We start from the raw sequence: 19,522 nt of genomic DNA, 5'->3' as shown, positions 1-19,522 counted from the left end.
TTTTAGTTGTTATAGATCTAATTTCCATATATCATTTAGAAATATTGTGTTCTTCTTTCCTCCAGAAACAAGAATCTCACCGCTATCGGTTAAAACAGCTTCGCTTTCTTTTCGCCCAGTAAATTCATCATCACCAGAGTCATCATCTATATGTGGCTTATATTCTTCCCAAAAAAGACCTTCTTCTGTGTACCAAATATCATTTAAGCTCGCTACAGTATTTCCTGTATTTGGATTAATACCATCACCACCTATTAACCAAATTTTTGGTACTACTCCGCTATTATCTACAATGCAGGAGTGTTCTGAGCGTTCTGAGAAAGGGCTGTCAACTATCTCCTGCCAATTACTTCCGTCCGAGCTCGCCCAAACATCATTTAACCTAGTATTACCAGTCGTCCCTCCTATTAAAAACAATTCACCTTCAAATGCTATCAGTTGATGGCCGTTTCTACCACTAAACGCTGAGTTGTCGTTTGGTTTATTTTGAACCCATGTGACTTCATTTTCAGAATTTAATGAGCCGTCAGTACTCCAAACATCACTTTTTCCAGAGCCTCCAACAATATATAGCCTTCCATTAAGTACTGCACATTGGTGCTGATTTCTTGGTAAGTAGTGTGTGTTATCAGCAACTGCTCCGGAAAATGAAACGAATTCCCAGGTTATACCGTCAGTACTTTTCCTAACAGTATTTCTGTTACCTTCTATGACCCAGATTTCATTATTAAAAACAACAGCCTGATGTTCATCAGATGCAACAAAACATTCTGTAGAACCAGGGCTATTTGGTTTTATGAGCTCCCAAGTTTCTCCATTATCATCGCTTGTCCATACCTCATTTGTTTCTCCATTTACATCTGGAGAAATCACGAGCCCTCCTAAAATCCATAGTTTACCATTGTAATTTACCATTTGATGCCCTGCAAATCCATCTCTATTTTGCATTACTTCACTAGATAATAAACTAATTGGACCGGGATTTCCATCGCAAGTAGTAAACGAAAATGTAGAACTACTCCTTACATTTCCTGCGATATCTTTTGCCAAAACATACCACAGATATTCTGTGTCTTCAGATAGTTGGTTTACTTGAAAACTTGTATTCTGCGTTTGTCCGATAAAATTGTCTGGTGAGCTTTCACCAAAGTAGATATCATAGAACACAGGATCATTATCTGGATCTGTAGCTGCTTGCCAGGATAATTGTGGATCTAAACTAACATTAGTAGCACCGAAACCTGGCGATAAAAGTGAAAACATGTTGGGTGGCAGGTTAGTCTGCGAACCTTCTTGAGCTGTTGTAAAGGAAAACACACTACTGCTTTTTCTACTACCCCCTCTTCCGTCGGTTGCTATAACACACCATTTATAGGCTGTACCAGCCATTAATGGACTGGTTAAAGTAACTGTGTTTGTGTTAATATTAGATTGCAATACAGTGCTAGGAGCTTCATTTCCACTCAAGTCATCAATTTTATCAATTAATAATTGATAACTCACAGTATCATCATCTGAATCTATGGCTGGCTGCCACGTAAGAATTGGGGTTAGAATAATATCTGTTGCATTATCGTTAATAAACAATAAATTAAAAGAATCTGGATTGTTGTTTGAATCAACTGAAGATTCACTGTCGCAACATATTGTTAAAGCCAGTAGCGATAACAACATAAATAATGGTTTTGTTTTCATAATGCATAGCTTTAAATTGATTAGTGTAAAACTAGGTTGATAACACCCTTTATGGCAATACCAGAGTTCAGGTATATTTGACCGTATAAAAAACGAAGAGGCCTTACATGTGCAAAACCTCTTCTCTCAAGATAATAGTGATCAATTTAAAACATACATCTTGATGTGTTATTCTAAATGAATCATTTAATTAATAGCAAGTACTTTTAAAAAGTAAAACTAAATCTAATAAGGTTTATATACAATACCAGAGTTCAGGTAGATTTTTAAGTCGGAATTGTTATTAGAATAGACGTTCCCTTATTTATTTTAGAATCAACCTCTAGTTTTCCTCCAATCTGCTCTATTCTTGAAGTAATGTTTTTTAAGCCCAATCCCTTTTTTTGAGCGTTAAGATTAAACCCCTTCCCGTCATCCTCAACAGTTATTGTGGTATAAGAATCATGACCTATTAATTGTACGTCTATGTGCTTTGCTTCAGCGTGTTTTAAAATGTTATTTAAAACCTCTTGTACAACTCTATATAACTGCACCTCTACATTTTCACTTAGATTCCCCGGGAAGTGATAACTGTTGAAATCAACACTTAAAGATGTCAGACCAGACAGGCTATTGGTTAAATCTGATATCGCACTTTCAAAGCCAACCAGCGTTAAGTCTGATGGCGATATTTCATGAGATAAATTTCTAACATCGTTACAAATATTGTCTATAGCATCATTAATTTCTTCGTCTTTAAACTTATCTGAGACAAAGCGTTTTAAATAACTTAGTTTGCTACCAATGTTATCATGGAGTTCTTTGCTTATTCTATTTCGCTCTTGGTCTTCCCCTTTTATAAACGCTGTTAGATTTTTCTTTTCTTCTATCACTATTTTTTCAGATAATATATTTCGTTCATCATAGATGTCCTTAACCATAAAAACCACTGTAAATGTTAGAAATAGTATTTCTAAAAAAGAGGAATAAAAAATCACTGGCAAGCCATAAAATGTTGTGTTTACCAAACCATAACTATGATATAAAATTGTTAAAAAGACACCAGTAATCATAAATAAATATGCAATTGCAAAGAACGAGGAACGCTTAGAATTGGTTTTAAAAAACACCACAATTTCAATAGAAATTAGCACTACTAAGACTAAAAATATAGCATACCAAAGGTTCATAAAAAGAGGAACAAAACGCTCAAATAACTCTGTAAGAAAAAAGTGAATGAAAACTCTAATCGATACAAGAACAATTAGTAAAACGTCCATAGTTCGTTTTAATTTAGGCGTATGTACCTTTGCTTCTAATATTTTTTGGGAAAAAACTACAAAAAGCAATAATGAAATTTCACTGAATAAAACGTAGTGTTTGTATTTATTAAACAGATCAGACTCATTTAAAAAAAGTTGAGAGAATAGACCAGTATATGAACTGATAAATAACCCAAGAAAAATTATATAAGCAGCGTAAATAAGATAACTGCTTTTTCTTAAATAATAAAAAACAAACAGGCTAAAAAACACCGATAGTAAGCTTATGCCATAGTACAAGCCAATTAAAACTTGCTGTATAGAACCCTGTTTATTAAATGTCGATTCACTTTTTATATAGGCAGAGGTTACTAGAGGTTTACCAACCTCTTTTTTAAGTGTTATTCTGTATGTTGAGGTTTCATTTGCTTCGAGTTTAATAGGAAAAGCAAAAAGCCGGTGTTCAAGAGGTTTTTGTGAAACAGTATAATCTATACCTGTTTTATAAAGGGGAATAGAAGTATTATTTTCAATTTTTGAAAGCGTTATTTCCTTTATTAATGCGTTAGAGAATTCAAGGATTAGATTCTTAACCTTATCACTATCATTTTTTACGGCAAACGAAATGGTATTATATTCATTTTCAAAACTAAAATAAAAGTAACTATACTCATCTTTAAGCTGTTTGTCATTTACTTTAGAATAGGATTTAATGTTTGTTTTTTTAAAATCAGAATCTATGAGAATTACACCGGCTTGTTGCGCTATCAATCTAGGGGCAAACCCAAATGCAAAAAGTGCAGAAATTAAAATATAGTTAAGAAAACAATTGTTTTTCATTCACAAGCTTTACCAAATCTATTGTATTATGAATATCTAATTTTTTAAAGATATTCTTTTTATGTGTTTCAACGGTATATGTACTAATAAAGAGGGCTTTTGCAATTTGAGGTACATTATTCCCCTTAACTAATTCTAAAATAATTTCTTTTTCTCGTCGTGTTATTTTTATTTTTTCGAGAAACCCATCGGTTTCAACAACATTGTTCTTAACGCCTTTCCCGCGATAAAATGCATTGCTTTCAAAAACACTGTCTAAAGCCCTTAACAAGTCATCTGAAGAGCAATTTTTTATTAAAAACCCATTACCGTTATATTGCTTTACTTTTTTTACAACACTCTCTTTATTGTACATGGTTAAGATGATAACCTTTATTTCAGAATTATATAGTTTTATTTCTTTAAGAATGTCTAAACCGTTTTTATTAGGAAGATTTAAATCTAACAACAGCACATCTGGTTTTGTTTCCTTAACCATTGGTAGAACATCCATTCCGTTTTTAACATAATCTAAAACCGTATAATCTGGTTGATTATTAAAAATAGAGACGAGACCATCAATGACTATTTGATGGTCTTCACAAATAAGTATTTTTTTAGGATGTACAAGCACTGTTTAATGATATTAAGTAAGATAATAAAAAAGAAGCAACTCTGAAATTTAGAAAAATGACGAACAAGGTTATTGTTTAATCAATTTCTTAGTAATTATGCTATTGCCTTCACCTAAAACCTTTACAATATATACACCATTTGACAAATGCTTAACAGAAAGGGTATTTGATTTTGAGGAGAGGACACTCCTGCCGTTAATGTCAAAAACCTCAACAGAAATCACATTTTCACCAGATACAGTAATTATATCAGTTGTAGGGTTTGGGTGTAGCTTAAGGTTATCATTAGCAACAACATCATTAACACTTAATACAATTGATGAATAATCTATTGCGGTATTAATTAGTATGCCATAATTTGTATTAATTACTGTAGCATAGTGCGTATCACTATAGGCAAATATATTAGTTCCTATAACGAATAAGTCAGGAGGCAAATCATCAATTAAAGCATTGGGAACAAATTCAAGGTTTAATATGCTTTGTGTATTTCTTGAACCAGATGATTCGCGCACTAAAAGCGCCTGTTGAAACCTTCTACGAATATTATCACTATCGCCACTAATGCTTTGAGATATCATTACCACTTTCATTAAATGAAGAAAACCATCAAAAACATCGTTAGGGGAAAAATCTTGAATTGTAGGGTCAAACACCTGCTCGACCACATCGGAAGTAGTACCGGTATTTAGAGCATATTCCGCATAAATTGACAGCCCAGTATTTTCGTCCGTTTCCCGAGATCTTATAGAGTTATTAGAATCTAAAAATGCTGGACTTATTTCTCCATCGTTATCAAAATCACCAAAAATAATATCTTGTAAAAAACCGGTAAATACACTAATATCTTCATCAAAACTAGATATTGGCTCACTATTATTTTGTACATCCCATTTTTGACCCGAAAAACGAATAATGGAATTTACATCAAACCTTGAAAGAGCACAACGAATGCTATCATTAGCAACCAAGCAACCAAGATTTGTGGCACCAAAACCAAGGCGTACAAAATTAAATTTTTCAGGTGTTGTTATTGTATTATCAGTAGTATTAACTTTAGTCTTATAGTTTTCATAATCTGAATTGTTTTTCCAACCACCTAATACAGCCATTATGTTTTGAGGACTACTATTATCCGAAACTATTTCCGTATTTACGGATCTATAATCATCTATTAAATGAGGTATTTGATTAATCACATTATTTTCATCAATAACCCAAACGCCATCATCATCTCCTGCCAATAAAGTAGTCTCACCACCTATTTTAACAGGGTTGATATTATTTAGCGGTACTGCAGATGTTAAAATAGTATTAGCGCTTGGAAAACCGCTAGCAAATATTGTGTTTAAAGGTAAATCCATACTATTCAGTTCTGTGTTATTGGTCCACAATAACTCCAAAGTATTTGCATCATTTTGGCTTTGCCTCATAGCTACGCCAGCCGTACCGTAAAAATCTAGATTGCCTACATTTAAATGATTAATGTTTTGCTCTTCGCAAGTATTAGTTGACACATCAAAGGACCAAAGTTTATAATCCTCAGAAGGGTTGCTAAATTTTCTAAAATGTGCATAAACCAAATCATTAGCAAGAACCATGTTTTGTACTTGGTCAGACCCATTGCAATAGACCGAACTGTCATAGTGCGTCCATGTATTGCTTGTAAAATCTACGATAGAAAATCCAAGCTCTTCAGAAGAATTAGGGTTTGAATTATTAACTAAAAAAGTACCATCACTAAACTTGTCAATACTAAAAACATCATAAAATACCGAGGGGTTAATAGGTAAAGGTTCTTGATAGTTCGCCCAATTACCCATATCGTCTAAAGTGCTAACACCACCATAACCACCAATATAAAGCAAATCGTTAGTATCTCTATAAAAACAAGTGGGACCATTAGTATGAATACCAGAATTTGAGATCGTATATTTGGTAAATGTGTCTGTAGCGATATTTAATTCATATAGACCATCAGATAAACCACTAGGAGTTAGCCCAGCAAAATAGGCAATATTGCCAGCTTCGTTTTCAATAATAGCTTGAGGTCTAAATGTTAAATTCTTTAGAACACCAAAAACTCCATTTTCAAAGGTTTGATACTTTGTGTCAGATTTGTCATAAATATACAGTAGCCCGCCTTCTGTATAATGGAGTTCAGGGCTGGAGAAATCTCCAATATCAGAGTTGTCTGGATGATAATCCGTATAGAAGGTACCATCATAGATTACTATACCTTGACCAGAAGGTAGACCCAACGCCACATTGTTGTTTGTTGGATTAACCTTTACAGACGTACACCAGCCAATGGGTTGACTTTGTGAGGTTAAATTGGCATAGTCTTCAACAATATCAGAGTTGGTGTTATACATAATGTAACCGCCATTTGTAGCGATATGAAGGTTTCCAGATGCATCAACATCAATATTAATTATTTGGGTTGGTTTATGGTATTGATACCAACAGTTGGTTTGTGAAAAGGAATAAAAAAAAAAAGGACAAGGCAAGGGTAAGTAATTTTGTTTTCATAACGTATGACTTTAAATTGATTGCTGTAAAACTACAGCTACACACATATTAAAGCAATACCAGAGTTCAGGTAGATTTTAAACTAGGCTCTTTTCAGGACTATGAAAAGCATAAAAAACCGAAGTTTAAACTTCGGTTTTTTTTATTAAATAGCATCATGGATTCAAAAATTTAATCATTAAGTTTCAAAACAGCCATAAATGCTTGTTGAGGTATTTCTACATTACCCACTTGGCGCATACGTTTTTTACCTTTTTTCTGCTTTTCTAAAAGCTTACGCTTACGAGAAATATCACCACCATAACATTTAGCGGTAACATCTTTACGCAATGCTTTAACGGTTTCACGCGAAATTATTTTTGCACCAATAGCAGCTTGTATAGGAATATCAAATTGTTGACGAGGAATTAATTCCTTTAACTTTTCACACATTTTTTTACCTATATTTTGTGCGTTATCTGCATGAATTAAAGCAGAAAGTGCATCAACCGGCTGAGCATTTAATAAGACATCTAGCCTTACTAATTTCGATACTTTCATTCCTATAGGGGAATAATCAAAAGAAGCATAACCTTTAGATACCGTTTTTAGTCTATCATAAAAATCGAAGACAATTTCAGCTAGTGGCATTTCAAAAATTAGTTCAACGCGCTCGGTAGTTAAATAGGTTTGATTTGTAATCATACCGCGTTTTTCTATACAAAGACCCATAACATTACCCACAAAATCAGATTTTGTAATTATGGTAGCTTTTATAAATGGTTCCTCAACACGATTAACTGTTGTTGGTTCTGGCAAATCACTTGGATTGTTAACTATAAATGGTACATCTGGTTCTTTATTTGTATAAGCATGATAAGATACGTTGGGCACAGTTGTAATAACCGTCATATCAAATTCACGCTCTAAACGTTCTTGTATAATTTCCATATGTAGCATACCCAAGAAACCACAACGGAAACCAAAACCTAAAGCCGCAGAACTTTCAGGCTGAAATACCAATGACGCATCATTAAGTTGTAGCTTTTCCATAGAGTTTCGAAGCTCTTCGTAATCTTCTGTATCAACAGGGTAAATACCAGCAAAAACCATTGGTTTTACATCTTCAAACCCCTCTACAATATTAGTCGTAGGATTTGCAAAATCTGTAATTGTATCACCAACCTTTACTTCTTTAGCGGTTTTTATACCTGTAATTAAATAGCCAACATCACCAGCTTTTACACTTTGTTTTGCAACTTGGTTGAGCTTTAAAGTCCCAACTTCATCAGCAAAATAATCTTTATCTGTAGCGACAAATTTAATTTTTTGCCCTTTTGTAATCTCACCATCAAAAACTCTAAAATAAGTTTCAATACCTCTAAATGTATTATAAACTGAATCAAAAATTAAAGCCTGTAAAGGAGCATTAATATCACCTTCTGGCGCTGGAATACGCTCAATAATGGCCTGTAGAATATTATCAACTCCAAAGCCTGTTTTTCCACTAGCATGAATCACTTCTTCTGGATCACAACCCAAAAGATCAACAATATCATCAGTAACCTCTTCTGGATTTGCACTTGGCAAGTCTACCTTATTAAGCACAGGAATAATTTCTAAATCATTTTCTAAAGCCAGGTATAGATTAGAAATAGTTTGCGCTTGAATACTTTGAGCCGCATCCACAATAAGAAGAGCTCCTTCACAGGCGGCAATCGATCTTGAAACTTCATAAGAGAAATCTACATGACCAGGAGTGTCTATTAAGTTTAAGACATATTCTTGACCTTCAAATGTATATTCCATTTGAATTGCATGAGACTTAATTGTAATACCACGCTCACGTTCCAAATCCATACTATCTAGAAGTTGGTCTTGTTTCTCACGAGCTGTAACTGAACCTGTATAATCTAATAAGCGATCAGCTAAGGTGCTCTTTCCGTGATCTATATGTGCAATAATGCAAAAATTACGAATGTTCTTCATCTATCTTCTATAGCAATAATTTGGGTGCAAATATAAGTGTTTTCTTGTGCTTTGTGCTATCAAAAACAGCAATAAAAGCTCGTTGAACTACTGAAAAACCACAACAAAAAGTAAAAAACAATCTTTATCTTGCAACACAAACCCAACTAATGATTGCTCGTCTGAGACTTAATCTTAGCGTAATTCTTATTGCGCTATCTTTTTTTGTATTTGCTCAAGAATTTTCCATCAAAGGAAAAGTTGTTGATTCGAACAATAATCCTATTGAATTTACCAACGTAATTCTTTACACAGAAAGCAATAACGTATTTTATAAAGGAACATCAACAGATGATAAGGGTGTTTTTGAATTCTCTAATTTAGATGCAGCCACATTCATTGTTAAAATCACCTATATTGGTTTTGAAACAATTGAGCAAAAAATAATTCTTCGAGGAGATTTAGATTTAAGAACGATTGAACTCAATGAGATACCAGAAAGTTTAAATGAGGTTACGGTTATTGGAAAAAAACCAACAAGAATACGTAAACCAGACCGACTGATATTCAATATAGAAAATACTGCGCTTACAGAAGGCTCAACGCTCGGTGTTTTAAAAAGCACACCAGGCATCATAGTTTCAGAAGGAAGTATAAATATTAAGAGCGCACCAGCAACTGTATATATTAATAATCGTAAAGTACAATTAACTAGTAGCGAACTAATTCAACTCTTAGAAAGTGCGCCAGCTAATAGTATAAAGTCAGTTGAAGTGATTACTAATCCGCCAGCAAGTTATGATGCAGATAGTGGTTCTGTGATTAATATAATAATGAGTAAAAATTTGATTACAGGTTATCGCGGAAGTGTACAAACCAATTACACCCGAGGCGTGTTTCCAAGATACAACGCCGGTACAAGCCATTTTTTTAAAAACGATAAAATCAATCTAAACCTAAATTATAGCTATACTAATCAAAAAATTAATAGAAATGAGAATTATACTTTTAATTTTTTTAATAACTCAGATGTTATTGATGAGACATGGAAATCTAAAACCAATAGAAACACTTGGTTAGAAACCCACAATGTCAATTTAAATTTTGATTACTTTATTGATGATAAGAACACATTAAGTCTTACAAGCACTGCTCTATATTTACCACAATTAAAATATCAACTAAAAAACAGCACAGATATTTTTGATAACAACCAGAATTTTTCTTCAGGTTTTACTGCAGATAATTTGTCTAGAGATAATAAATACAATGTAGGCACAGATTTAATATATAGACACGATTATGATAACAAAGCGAGTCTTGTTTTTAATGGACATTATACAGTGTATGATTATGGGAGAAACCAAAATGTGTTTCAAGATGAACCAGGAGTGGTAAATGATTCAGAATTTAACACCTTAGCTAATCAAGACACACAGATTATTACAGGTGGCGTAGATTATAGCCACCCAATTAATGACAATTCTAGTTTTGACACAGGAATGAAATATTCTATTATAAACACAGAAAGTGACATTAGAAGATTAGACATTATTGATGGTAATGAGGTTGTAAATTCAGCTAATACAGATGTGTTTAAATATGATGAAAAAATCTTTGCTGCTTATGTTAATTATGCTAAATCTTGGGATAAATGGGCTTTAAATATTGGTTTACGAGCTGAGCAAACAAATATTGAAGGAAAATCAATATCACTAAACGAAACCAACACGCAAGACTACATTAATTGGTTTCCAAACGCAAGTATAACAAATAAAATATCTAAAGATATTAGCCTTACGGGAAGCTATAAACGAAGTATTACTCGACCCGGTTACACAAACTTAAATCCGTTTACTTTTTTTCTAAATGAAAACACCCTAGTTGTTGGTAACCCTAATTTGATTCCTACTTATATAGATAATTATAAAATAGCAACAAATTTTTTAGAGTATTTTACAATTTCTGCGTATTATACGTATTACGATGGAGTGATTGAGGAATTACCACGTCAAGACAATCAGACTAATGTGATTACTTTTACGCCAGTTAATCTAGATAAACGTGTTGATTACGGCTTTGATATGGAATTTAATTATGGAGCAAATAGGTTTAGTGTTTATGCAGCTTCATCAACTTTTAACATTACCGAAGAGGTGGATTTTGGGGAAGGTTTTATCGAGTTAACCAGGTGGTCACAATTATTTATTTTAGCTCCAAACTTTTCATTATTAAAAGATAATAGCCTTAATGTTAATGCAACTTTCTATTGGTTTGGAAAAAACCTTCAAAGCTTGCAAACAGCTGAAGATAGATTGGTTTCAGAACTCAGTATTTCTAAGTCTATTTTAAATAAAAGAGCTGTAATTTCTTTATCAGTAGAAGATATTTTTAATATGCAAGATTATGACGTATCTATCAATTATTTAAATCAATCGAGCAGAAGATTTACGAATTTAGACAACCGGTTTATTAAATTAGGATTCCGATATAAATTTGGTAATACAAAGCTTAATACTAACGAGCGCGCGACAAATGCTGAAGAGCGCGATAGACTTAAAGACTTAAATTAATCTGTCCACTCAGCAATAAACAAATTTGTATCTCTAGCACCACCATTATTTCTATTAGAAGAAAACGCCAAATACTTTCCGTCATTTGAGAATACAGGGAAGGCATCAAAAGTTTCTCCATGGGTAACACGTTTTAAATTCTTACCATCAATATCAATTAAATATAAATTAAAAGGAAAGCCACGTTCAGCTTCAAAATTCGATGAGAATAATATTTTATTACCAGAAGGGTGAAAGAATGGGCTCCAATTAGCATTTCCTAATTCGGTGAGTTGTCTCAAACCAGAACCGTCAGCATTACAGATGTAAAGTTCCATTTCGGTTGGCTCTACCAATCCTTCGGCAAGTAAATCTTTGTAGTCTTTTATTTCCTTTTCAGTTTTAGGTCGGGATGATCTAACGATTAATTTAGTGCCATCTGGTGAAAAGAACGCACCACCATCGTAACCTAATTCGTTGGTAATTTGTTTTACATCAGAACCATCAATATTCATGATGTATAACTCTAAATCGCCGCTTCTTGTTGAGGTGAATACAATTTTATCACCTTTTTTGGGAAACTGTTGGTTCTGCATCATAACCAATTTCATTGGTTAATTGTTTAACGATATTACCTTCTAAATCTGCTACAAAAATGTCATAACTATCATAAATTGGCCAGATGTATTTTCCGTTTTTACGCAATGGTGTATCTAGACAATTTTCACCACCTAAATGTGTAGAAGCGTAAATGATATGTTTATTATCTGGCAAAAAGTAAGCACATGTTGTTCTACCTTTTCCCGTACTTAACATTGGAGGCGCAATACTGTCTGTAAAGGTTTCACTAGCATTCATTAAAAACATCTGGTCACAGCCAACATTCCATTTTGCATTATTAGATTGAAATATCAATTGCTTATCATCAAAGCTCCAATAGGCTTCAGCATTATCACCACCAAAAGTCACCTGTCTTATAGATTTAAAATGCGTTTCTTCGGGATAAACTAAAGAGTCTTTTACTTCATTAGTCTTTGTGGCTGTTTCAGTTGCCAATTCTGAAGTTTTTGAATCTTCATTTTTACAAGATGAAAATGTAATCAATAGAATTAAAATAACTGTTATTCTGTTCATGTTAAAGAATTATAATAAATGGCTTATAATGCCTAATTTTGGGCAAAAAAAAGATTTACTGGTGAAAAAATTGTTGTTTTTAATGCTTTTAGTGGGATTTCTATCATGTAAAAATGAGCCTAAAGTTGCTGAAAATAGAATAAAGGAAGATGTTACTTTTTTGGCAGATGATAAGCTCGAGGGTCGTCAAACAGGGACTCAAGGAGAGGTGCTTGCTGCAGGCTACATTTCAAAACGTTTTGAGGCTATTGGTTTGCAACCCAAAGGAACGGAAGAATTTTTACAATCCTTTTCATTTAAACCTAAAACAGACCCTCATAGCGAAGTAGAATTTACAACTAATGCTGATAGTACAATAACAGGAAATAATGTGATAGGTTTTATGGATAATAATGCGAAAACAACAATTGTTATTGGTGCGCATTACGATCACTTAGGCTATGGTGGTGAGGGCTCATTATATAGATAAAAAGACAAAGCTGTTCATAATGGAGCTGATGATAATGCAAGTGGAGTTGCTGTACTATTAAACTTAGCAAGCCGATTAAGTAAAAAACAATCAGGCCGATATTAAAGACAAAAACAATTACTTATTTATGGCGTTTTCAGGTGAAGAAATGGGGTTGTTAGGTTCTAATTACTTTTCCAAAAATCCAACTATTGAGTCTGAATCTATCAACTACATGATTAATATGGATATGGTAGGCCGAATGAAACCAGACAGCACATTAGCCGTTTATGGTACAGGAACATCACCAATATTTAAGCAAACCATAAAGTCTAACAATGATAAATTCAAAATTGTAGAAAACGAAAGTGTAGTGGGGCCAAGTGATCATACGTCTTTTTATCTGATTGATATTCCTGTATTGCACTTCTTTACGGGCCAACATGAAGATTACCATAAGCCTGGAGACGATTCGGATAAGTTAAATTACGAGGGCATGAACCTCATCTCAGACTACCTCTTGGATATTATTACAGATTTAGACGATAATGGGAAGCTTGCTTTTAGAAAAACGAAAAATGAAAGTGAAGAGACTCCGCGTTTTAAAGTAGGACTTGGTGTTGTGCCAGACTATTTGTATGACGGAAAAGGGATGCGTATTGATGGAACACGAGAAGAAACACCAGCGTTTAATGCGGGTTTGCAAAAGGGAGATGTGGTATTGAAATTAGGCGATAGTATTGTTACAGACATGATGAGCTACATGCGCGCGCTATCTGTTTTTGATAATGGCGATGAAGCTGATATTACAGTGAAACGTGGTAAAAAAACCATTGAAACGAAAGTTAAATTTTAATGCTAAAAACAAAACATGACTTCATCACTAAAGTACACGTAATCATTTCTGTACTAATTGTAATTCCTGTTGCATTTGTTTATGGATTTAACCCAAGTTCTGAGTTCGATATTCAACTTAATACCACAGATGAATACAGTCAGTTTAAAGCTATAATGGGATTGTATTTAGGTTTTTCAATAGTTTGGATTCTAGGGATTGTTAAAGCTAAATTTTTAAAAATTGCATTAGTAACCAATACAGTATTTATGCTGGGTTTAGGTTCAGGAAGATTGTTAAGTTTATTCCTTGATGGCACACCTACTTTTAATTATAAATTTGGTGTTTTTGCAGAATTGTTTTTAGGTTTTTATGGACTTTGGGTTTTGAATAGTAAATATTTGAAAAAGCCGTAGCTTTGCGTTAAAATTTAAGACTTGGTTAAAATAGGAGACATAGAATTACCAGACTTTCCATTGCTATTAGCACCCATGGAAGATGTAAGCGACCCACCTTTTCGTGCTTTATGTAAAGAGCAAGGTGCAGATGTGGTTTACACGGAGTTTGTCTCTAGCGAAGGCTTAATTCGTAATGCGGCAAAGAGTGTTATGAAATTAGATATCTATGAAAAAGAAAGACCTGTTGGTATTCAAATTTTTGGCGCCAATATGGACAGTATGTTACAAACCATTGATATCGTAGAAAAGTCGAATCCAGACATTATAGATATTAACTTTGGTTGTCCTGTTAAGAAAGTTGTTTCTAAAGGAGCAGGTGCTGGAATCTTAAAAGATATTTGTTTAATGGAAAAGCTCACAGCAGAAATGGTAAAGCGTACTAATTTGCCAGTAACTGTAAAAACAAGACTAGGTTGGGATGATAGTTCTATAAGAATTGTTGAGGTTGCCGAACGTTTACAAGATGTGGGTTGTAAAGCAATTGCCATACACGGAAGAACAAGAGCTCAAATGTATAAAGGTGATGCGGACTGGAAACCAATTGCTGAAGTAAAAAACAACCCAAGAATGCATATTCCTGTATTTGGAAATGGTGACATTAACACGCCAGAACGTGCTGCTGAAATGCGAGACAGTTACGGACTAGATGGAGCGATGATTGGTCGAGCAACCATAGGTAACCCATGGTTTTTTAAGCAAGTAAAACATTTTTTTGAAACCGGAGAGCATTTAGCTCCAATCACTTTATCAGAACGCGTTGAAGCAGCTAGACGTCATCTACAAATGGCTATAGATTGGAAAGGGGAAGTTCTTGGTGTTTTTGAAACCAGAAGACATTACACCAATTATTTTAAAGGTATTCCACACTTTAAAGAATACCGAATGAAAATGGTAACAAGTGATGATTCTAAAGATGTATTTGCGGCTTTTGATGAAGTTTTAGAGAAATTTGGAGATCACCAATTCACTAACTAAGACTGTATTAACTTTCTTGTAATACGTTGAGATGCTATTCTAGACGCAATAATTCCTAAGGCTAATATGGTTGTTAAAACAATGAGTACATTAAAGACGTTTAGGCGTACAGGATAAGACAAATCTGGGGTTAACATTACCAAGTCAAAAGATTGCTGCAAAAATACAATTAGTAAACCAATTACAACACCAATAATTCCACTAACAATGGTCATTAGACTACCTTGCCAAAAAAAGATGGATTTAATTGTTTTTGATTCTGTACCTAAATTAAACAAGGTATTCAATGATTTCTTTTTATCTAAAATCATCATCATAATGGCTCCTATAACATTAAATAAAGCGATGATAATAACTAAAGTAAATATCAAATAAATAGCAAGGTTTTCTGTATTCAACATTTTAAATAGCGCATCATTTAACTGCTCTCTATTTTTAATAACAAACCGATTAGGGAAGACGCTCTCTAATTGCTTTCTTGTTTTAGATTCATCAACATCTGGTTTGAGTTTTAATTCAAGCGCACTAACTTGATTATCTTTATAATTTAGCAATGATTTTGCTAAATGGATATCAGCAAAAACATATTCATTATTTAATTGCTCATTAATATCAAAAAGACCAACATTATTTACATATTCAGAATTATAATAGCCTTCTACAGAACTGGCCTGGCCTCTTCCTGGTTTAGGAACGTAAAGCGATAAAGGTTTTAAATAATTTAAGATACCAAAAGAGAGATTATTAGAAATTCCCCATCCAGAAACCACATCATTACTTTCGGGAGAAATCCAATTTCCTTTGGTAACCATAGAGTCTATATTGGTAACTTCTAAATAATTTGAATCAACTCCCTTTAGAGTTGCCAGGAGATTCTTGTCTTCAGACTTAATAATAATACGTTCTTCTATAATTTTTGAATAGGAGGCAATTCCCTCTATAGTATTTAATTTAGAATTATCACCCTCAGTAAACAAAAACGATTTACCCTCAGCTGGTATTATTTTTAAATCAGGATCCACAATAGAGGAAAACATTAAACTATAATCCTTTAATCCCGCAAAAACAGATAAAACAATAAATAAAGCTGCAGAAGCAATAATAACTCCACCCGAAGCAATTAGAGTCATTATATTAATAGCATTATTACTGCTTTTAGAAAACAGATAACGTTTTGCTATGTATAAAGGAAAATTCAATTAAGATTTTTTTCGATTATCCAATAAATCAGGATTGTCAAGAGGATTATCCTCTCCTTTAAGTGAACGCTCAATACCATCAATATATTCTAAGGAATCATCAATAAAAAACTCGAGTTGTGGCATTCGTCTTAATTGATGACGTGTACGTTGGGCCAACTCATGTCTAATTAAAGGCTTGTTAGATTTAATTCCTTCAAGTAAAGGTTCAGCCTCTTTATTTGGAAATATGCTTAAGTAAACTTTAGCCATGGACAAATCTACAGTGACACTAACTTTAGAGACTGAAATTATTACGCCTTTAAGCCCACCTTCAGAAGCGGCACGTTGTAAAACATCCACTAAATCTTGCTGAATTATTCCTGCGATTTTTTTCTGTCTATTACTTTCCATTTTGCAAAAGTAGAGGTTATTTAAGGATTATAGTATTTTTACACTACAAAATTGAAGCCACGATGAGAAAAATTGAGCACATAGGCATAGCGGTTATAGACATAGAGAATTCTAACCACCTTTTTAAGTCTTTATTTGGAAAAGCACATTATAAGACTGAAGACGTGGAAAGTGAAGGTGTAAAAACCTCTTTTTTTAAGTGTGGCCCAAATAAAATAGAATTACTTCAAGCCACGAATAAAGATAGCCCAATAGCTAAGTTTATAGAAAAGAAAGGAGAAGGCATTCATCACATTGCTTTTGCAGTAGATAATATTGAAAAAGAAATTAAACGTCTTACAAAGGAAGGTTTTAAAATGATACATGAAAAACCCAAAAAAGGAGCTGATAATAAACTAATCGCATTCTTACACCCTAAATCAACAAATGGTGTTTTGGTTGAATTGTGTCAAGAGATTAAAGACTAAAACGATTTGTTTTTCTTGTAGAGTTTTAAAATATGTAGTAATATTGCACTCGCTTTAGAAATAAAGCAAATTGACACTAGTCAATAGGTCCTATAGCTCAGTTGGTTAGAGCACCTGACTCATAATCAGGTGGTCCATGGTTCGAGTCCATGTGGGACCACTTTTAAACCTTGATAATCCCAGAGATTGTTGAGGTTTTTTTATTGAGTATATTATTTTAATTTTACAACTTCAACACAGCCTCTATCTGCAATTGTGATATAACACTTCTTATAATCATTACTAAAAGTAATATTTGTTGGCTTCATACCTTTTAGTCGTATTTCTTTCAGAAATACTCCGGTTGGGGATAGTATTGCAATTGTTCCCTTACCATACCTACAGACATAAATATTTCCTTTTTCATCGCAGCGCATACCGTCTAAACCAAAATCATTAAAAGAGGCAAAAAGCCTTTTGTTTTTAACTGAGCCATCTAAACTTATGTCATAGATCCAGACTTTTTTTTGAACAGATTCATTAACATACAGCCTTCTCCCATCTGGACTTACCTCAATGCCATTAGTTGTTCCCATGTTTTTTTCTAATAGGTGAAGTTTTTGGTCTTTCGCCATCCATAATTTTCCGGTCTCATTCTTCCAATTTGGATCACTCGCATATAAAATTCCGTTAGGTGATATTGCCAAATCATTAGGCTGATTCATAGTAGAGTCATGTGCGTAAACTAGAGCCTTAGTCGTTCCCTTTTTTATAAGTAAGATGTTGTGGCTGGTATAATCCGCAACATACATATTGTCATTTTCATCAAATCTAATTCCATTACCGATACTCCCTTTTGGAAGTTTGGTAAATAAAGAAGCTTTGCCTTTGCTATTTACAACACCAATTGTACCCTCTTCTTTATAATTTACGGCATATAGGTTTCCCTTGCTGTCTACCGCTGGCCCTTCAATACCTTTTGTGAAAATGAATTCTTTGGTAAAGTCAATTCTATTGCCGATAAACATATCTTTTTTGCACGAAAGAAAAAGATTAAATGTAATTATTAAAATCGATAGATATTTCTGTGTTTTTAAATCGTCACTTTTCAAAATTCACTTTAAACTTTTATAAATATTTTCTTTTTGTAAAGCACATATCCAAGTCCTAGGTAAAAAAATACAACCGTAAGGGCATACAACATTGAGGATAATTTTTCTGGAAGAAATGATTGAACAAAAATAGTTTCATATATGTAAGAATGAATATTACTGTTTTCATTAATTCGTATAAGATACATTGATTTAGAAATAAAACTAGATAAGAAATATATAGTAATTGCGTTCATGCCAACATATTTAAATACTGTACCGAATTTTTGCTTTTTAAAGTCTTTCAGGTAGTATATAACACCTAATACTAATGTTGCCCAGCCACTCGTTGCTAAAACAAAACTACTACTCCAAATTGCTTTATTAATTGGAAACCAAATATTTAAAATATAACCAGAAATTAGAAAACCTAGAGCCACAAGAAATATATGTTTAATATGAGTAAGACCTTCTAAAAGTTTACCAATTAAGATTCCCGAAATACAGGTTGCAATAGAAGGAATAGTACTAATTAAGCCTTCTGGATCGTAATCTATCTTCCACATATGCTTTCCTAAGACATTTAAATCAATATAATTAGCCCAATTGTTAGAGCCTCTGTTAAAAGTTGGTGGACTTCCATCTGGAAAAGGAATATAGCCAAGACACAACCAATAACCGATTATAATTATAACTCCAATTACAATTAAACTTCTCCAATTACAATTGAGATATAGTAAAGATGAAAATAAAAACACAATTCCAATACGCTGAAGCACTCCAGGAACTCTAAGAGTTTCAAAGTCATTAAAGAAAGGAAAGTAAGGTAAAAACAAATTTAAAAACAACCCTAAACCTATAAGTTTTAGGCTTCTAATTATTATCTTTTTGTAGGTGGACAAAGTGTTGGGTTTATTCTTGTAAGAAAAGTAAATAGAGATACCGACAATAAATAAAAAGAAAGGAAATATTAAATCTGTTGGTGTTAGCCCATGCCATTCCGCATGACGTAAGGGAGTGTAAATATGACTCCACGTACCAGGTGTATTTACCAATATCATTGCTAAAATTGTAAACCCTCGTAAAATATCCACAGATTCGATTCTATCATTCATAGATAAA

15 protein-coding genes, 1 tRNA gene and 2 pseudogenes are annotated in these 19,522 nt (G+C 33.2%); 8 read left to right on the top strand and 10 right to left on the bottom strand.

What is annotated here, in order from left to right:
* Window positions 1-9 precede the first annotated feature (9 nt).
* The 5 genes from WPG_RS06245 to lepA all read right to left on the bottom strand — a co-directional run bounded on the left by WPG_RS06245 (window position 10) and on the right by lepA (window position 8,890).
* Window positions 10-1,695, bottom strand: coding sequence for a kelch repeat-containing protein (locus WPG_RS06245; RefSeq protein ID WP_045470560.1), 1,686 nt, complete (start codon window positions 1,693-1,695; stop codon window positions 10-12).
* A gap of 266 nt (window positions 1,696-1,961) precedes the next feature.
* Window positions 1,962-3,776, bottom strand: a complete 1,815-nt coding sequence (locus tag WPG_RS06240) for a 7TM diverse intracellular signaling domain-containing protein (protein WP_045470559.1) — start codon at window positions 3,774-3,776, stop codon at window positions 1,962-1,964.
* Window positions 3,754-4,389, bottom strand: coding sequence for a response regulator (locus WPG_RS06235; RefSeq protein WP_045470556.1), 636 nt, complete (start codon window positions 4,387-4,389; stop codon window positions 3,754-3,756). Before WPG_RS06235 ends, WPG_RS06240 begins: the two co-directional genes overlap by 23 nt.
* Window positions 4,390-4,458: 69 nt before the next feature.
* Complete coding sequence (locus tag WPG_RS06230) at window positions 4,459-6,900, bottom strand: T9SS type A sorting domain-containing protein (protein ID WP_045470554.1); 2,442 nt, start codon at window positions 6,898-6,900, stop codon at window positions 4,459-4,461.
* 193 nt (window positions 6,901-7,093) lie between these two features.
* Window positions 7,094-8,890 carry a translation elongation factor 4 gene (lepA, locus tag WPG_RS06225; RefSeq protein WP_045470552.1) on the bottom strand — a complete coding sequence of 599 codons (1,797 nt, stop codon included), beginning with the start codon at window positions 8,888-8,890 and terminating at the stop codon, window positions 7,094-7,096.
* A gap of 149 nt (window positions 8,891-9,039) precedes the next feature.
* On the opposite strand from lepA, the gene WPG_RS06220 reads away from it, so the two are divergent.
* On the top strand, window positions 9,040-11,442 hold the full coding sequence (locus WPG_RS06220; RefSeq protein WP_045470550.1) for a TonB-dependent receptor domain-containing protein: 2,403 nt from the start codon (window positions 9,040-9,042) through the stop codon (window positions 11,440-11,442).
* Here the strand turns inward: WPG_RS06220 and WPG_RS06215 are convergent.
* Window positions 11,439-12,555, bottom strand: a pseudogene (locus tag WPG_RS06215) (TolB family protein). The gene WPG_RS06220 and the pseudogene WPG_RS06215 overlap by 4 nt on opposite strands.
* Here WPG_RS06215 and WPG_RS18870 point away from each other — a divergent pair.
* From WPG_RS18870 to dusB, 5 genes and pseudogenes are all read left to right on the top strand, one after another.
* Entirely contained in the window at window positions 12,554-13,024 is a 471-nt protein-coding gene (locus WPG_RS18870; RefSeq protein ID WP_316929982.1) for a hypothetical protein, read from the top strand. The pseudogene WPG_RS06215 and the gene WPG_RS18870 overlap by 2 nt on opposite strands.
* A gap of 48 nt (window positions 13,025-13,072) precedes the next feature.
* Window positions 13,073-13,129 (top strand): annotated as a pseudogene (locus WPG_RS18980) (hypothetical protein); the annotation flags it as partial.
* Between the two features lie 22 nt (window positions 13,130-13,151).
* On the top strand, window positions 13,152-13,859 hold the full coding sequence (locus WPG_RS18865) for a M28 family peptidase (protein WP_316929981.1): 708 nt from the start codon (window positions 13,152-13,154) through the stop codon (window positions 13,857-13,859).
* Window positions 13,859-14,254: a DUF4345 domain-containing protein gene (locus WPG_RS06205; protein ID WP_045470548.1), complete on the top strand. Its 396-nt coding sequence runs from the start codon at window positions 13,859-13,861 to the stop codon at window positions 14,252-14,254. Before WPG_RS18865 ends, WPG_RS06205 begins: the two co-directional genes overlap by 1 nt.
* A 21-nt stretch (window positions 14,255-14,275) precedes the next feature.
* Complete coding sequence (dusB, locus tag WPG_RS06200; protein ID WP_045470545.1) at window positions 14,276-15,271, top strand: tRNA dihydrouridine synthase DusB; 996 nt, start codon at window positions 14,276-14,278, stop codon at window positions 15,269-15,271.
* Here the strand turns inward: dusB and WPG_RS06195 are convergent.
* Together WPG_RS06195 and rbfA are read right to left on the bottom strand one after the other, a co-directional pair.
* Window positions 15,268-16,470 (bottom strand): ABC transporter permease, encoded by a 1,203-nt coding sequence (locus tag WPG_RS06195; protein WP_045470542.1) that lies wholly within the window; start codon window positions 16,468-16,470, stop codon window positions 15,268-15,270. The two genes, dusB and WPG_RS06195, sit on opposite strands and share 4 nt — an antisense overlap.
* The gene (gene rbfA / locus WPG_RS06190) at window positions 16,471-16,863 is read right to left on the bottom strand and encodes a 30S ribosome-binding factor RbfA (protein ID WP_045470540.1); all 393 of its coding nucleotides are present in this window, start codon (window positions 16,861-16,863) and stop codon (window positions 16,471-16,473) included.
* A 62-nt stretch (window positions 16,864-16,925) separates the two neighbouring features.
* On the opposite strand from rbfA, the gene mce reads away from it, so the two are divergent.
* Together mce and WPG_RS06180 are read left to right on the top strand one after the other, a co-directional pair.
* Window positions 16,926-17,330, top strand: a complete 405-nt coding sequence (gene mce / locus WPG_RS06185) for a methylmalonyl-CoA epimerase (protein WP_045470538.1) — start codon at window positions 16,926-16,928, stop codon at window positions 17,328-17,330.
* Between the two features lie 86 nt (window positions 17,331-17,416).
* A tRNA-Ile gene (locus tag WPG_RS06180) sits at window positions 17,417-17,490 on the top strand.
* 52 nt (window positions 17,491-17,542) lie between these two features.
* On the opposite strand, the gene WPG_RS06175 is transcribed toward WPG_RS06180, so the two are convergent.
* Window positions 17,543-18,337: an SMP-30/gluconolactonase/LRE family protein gene (locus WPG_RS06175; protein WP_052471330.1), complete on the bottom strand. Its 795-nt coding sequence runs from the start codon at window positions 18,335-18,337 to the stop codon at window positions 17,543-17,545.
* Between the two features lie 92 nt (window positions 18,338-18,429).
* The gene (locus tag WPG_RS06170; RefSeq protein ID WP_045470536.1) at window positions 18,430-19,515 is read right to left on the bottom strand and encodes an acyltransferase family protein; all 1,086 of its coding nucleotides are present in this window, start codon (window positions 19,513-19,515) and stop codon (window positions 18,430-18,432) included.
* Between the last annotated feature and the right edge of the window lie 7 nt (window positions 19,516-19,522).

Source organism: Winogradskyella sp. PG-2 (assembly GCF_000828715.1).
Classification (GTDB): Bacteria; Bacteroidota; Bacteroidia; order Flavobacteriales; family Flavobacteriaceae; genus Winogradskyella.
The sequence above is the reverse complement of the archived record's forward strand: the minus strand, read 5'-3'. Positions and strand labels throughout refer to the sequence as shown.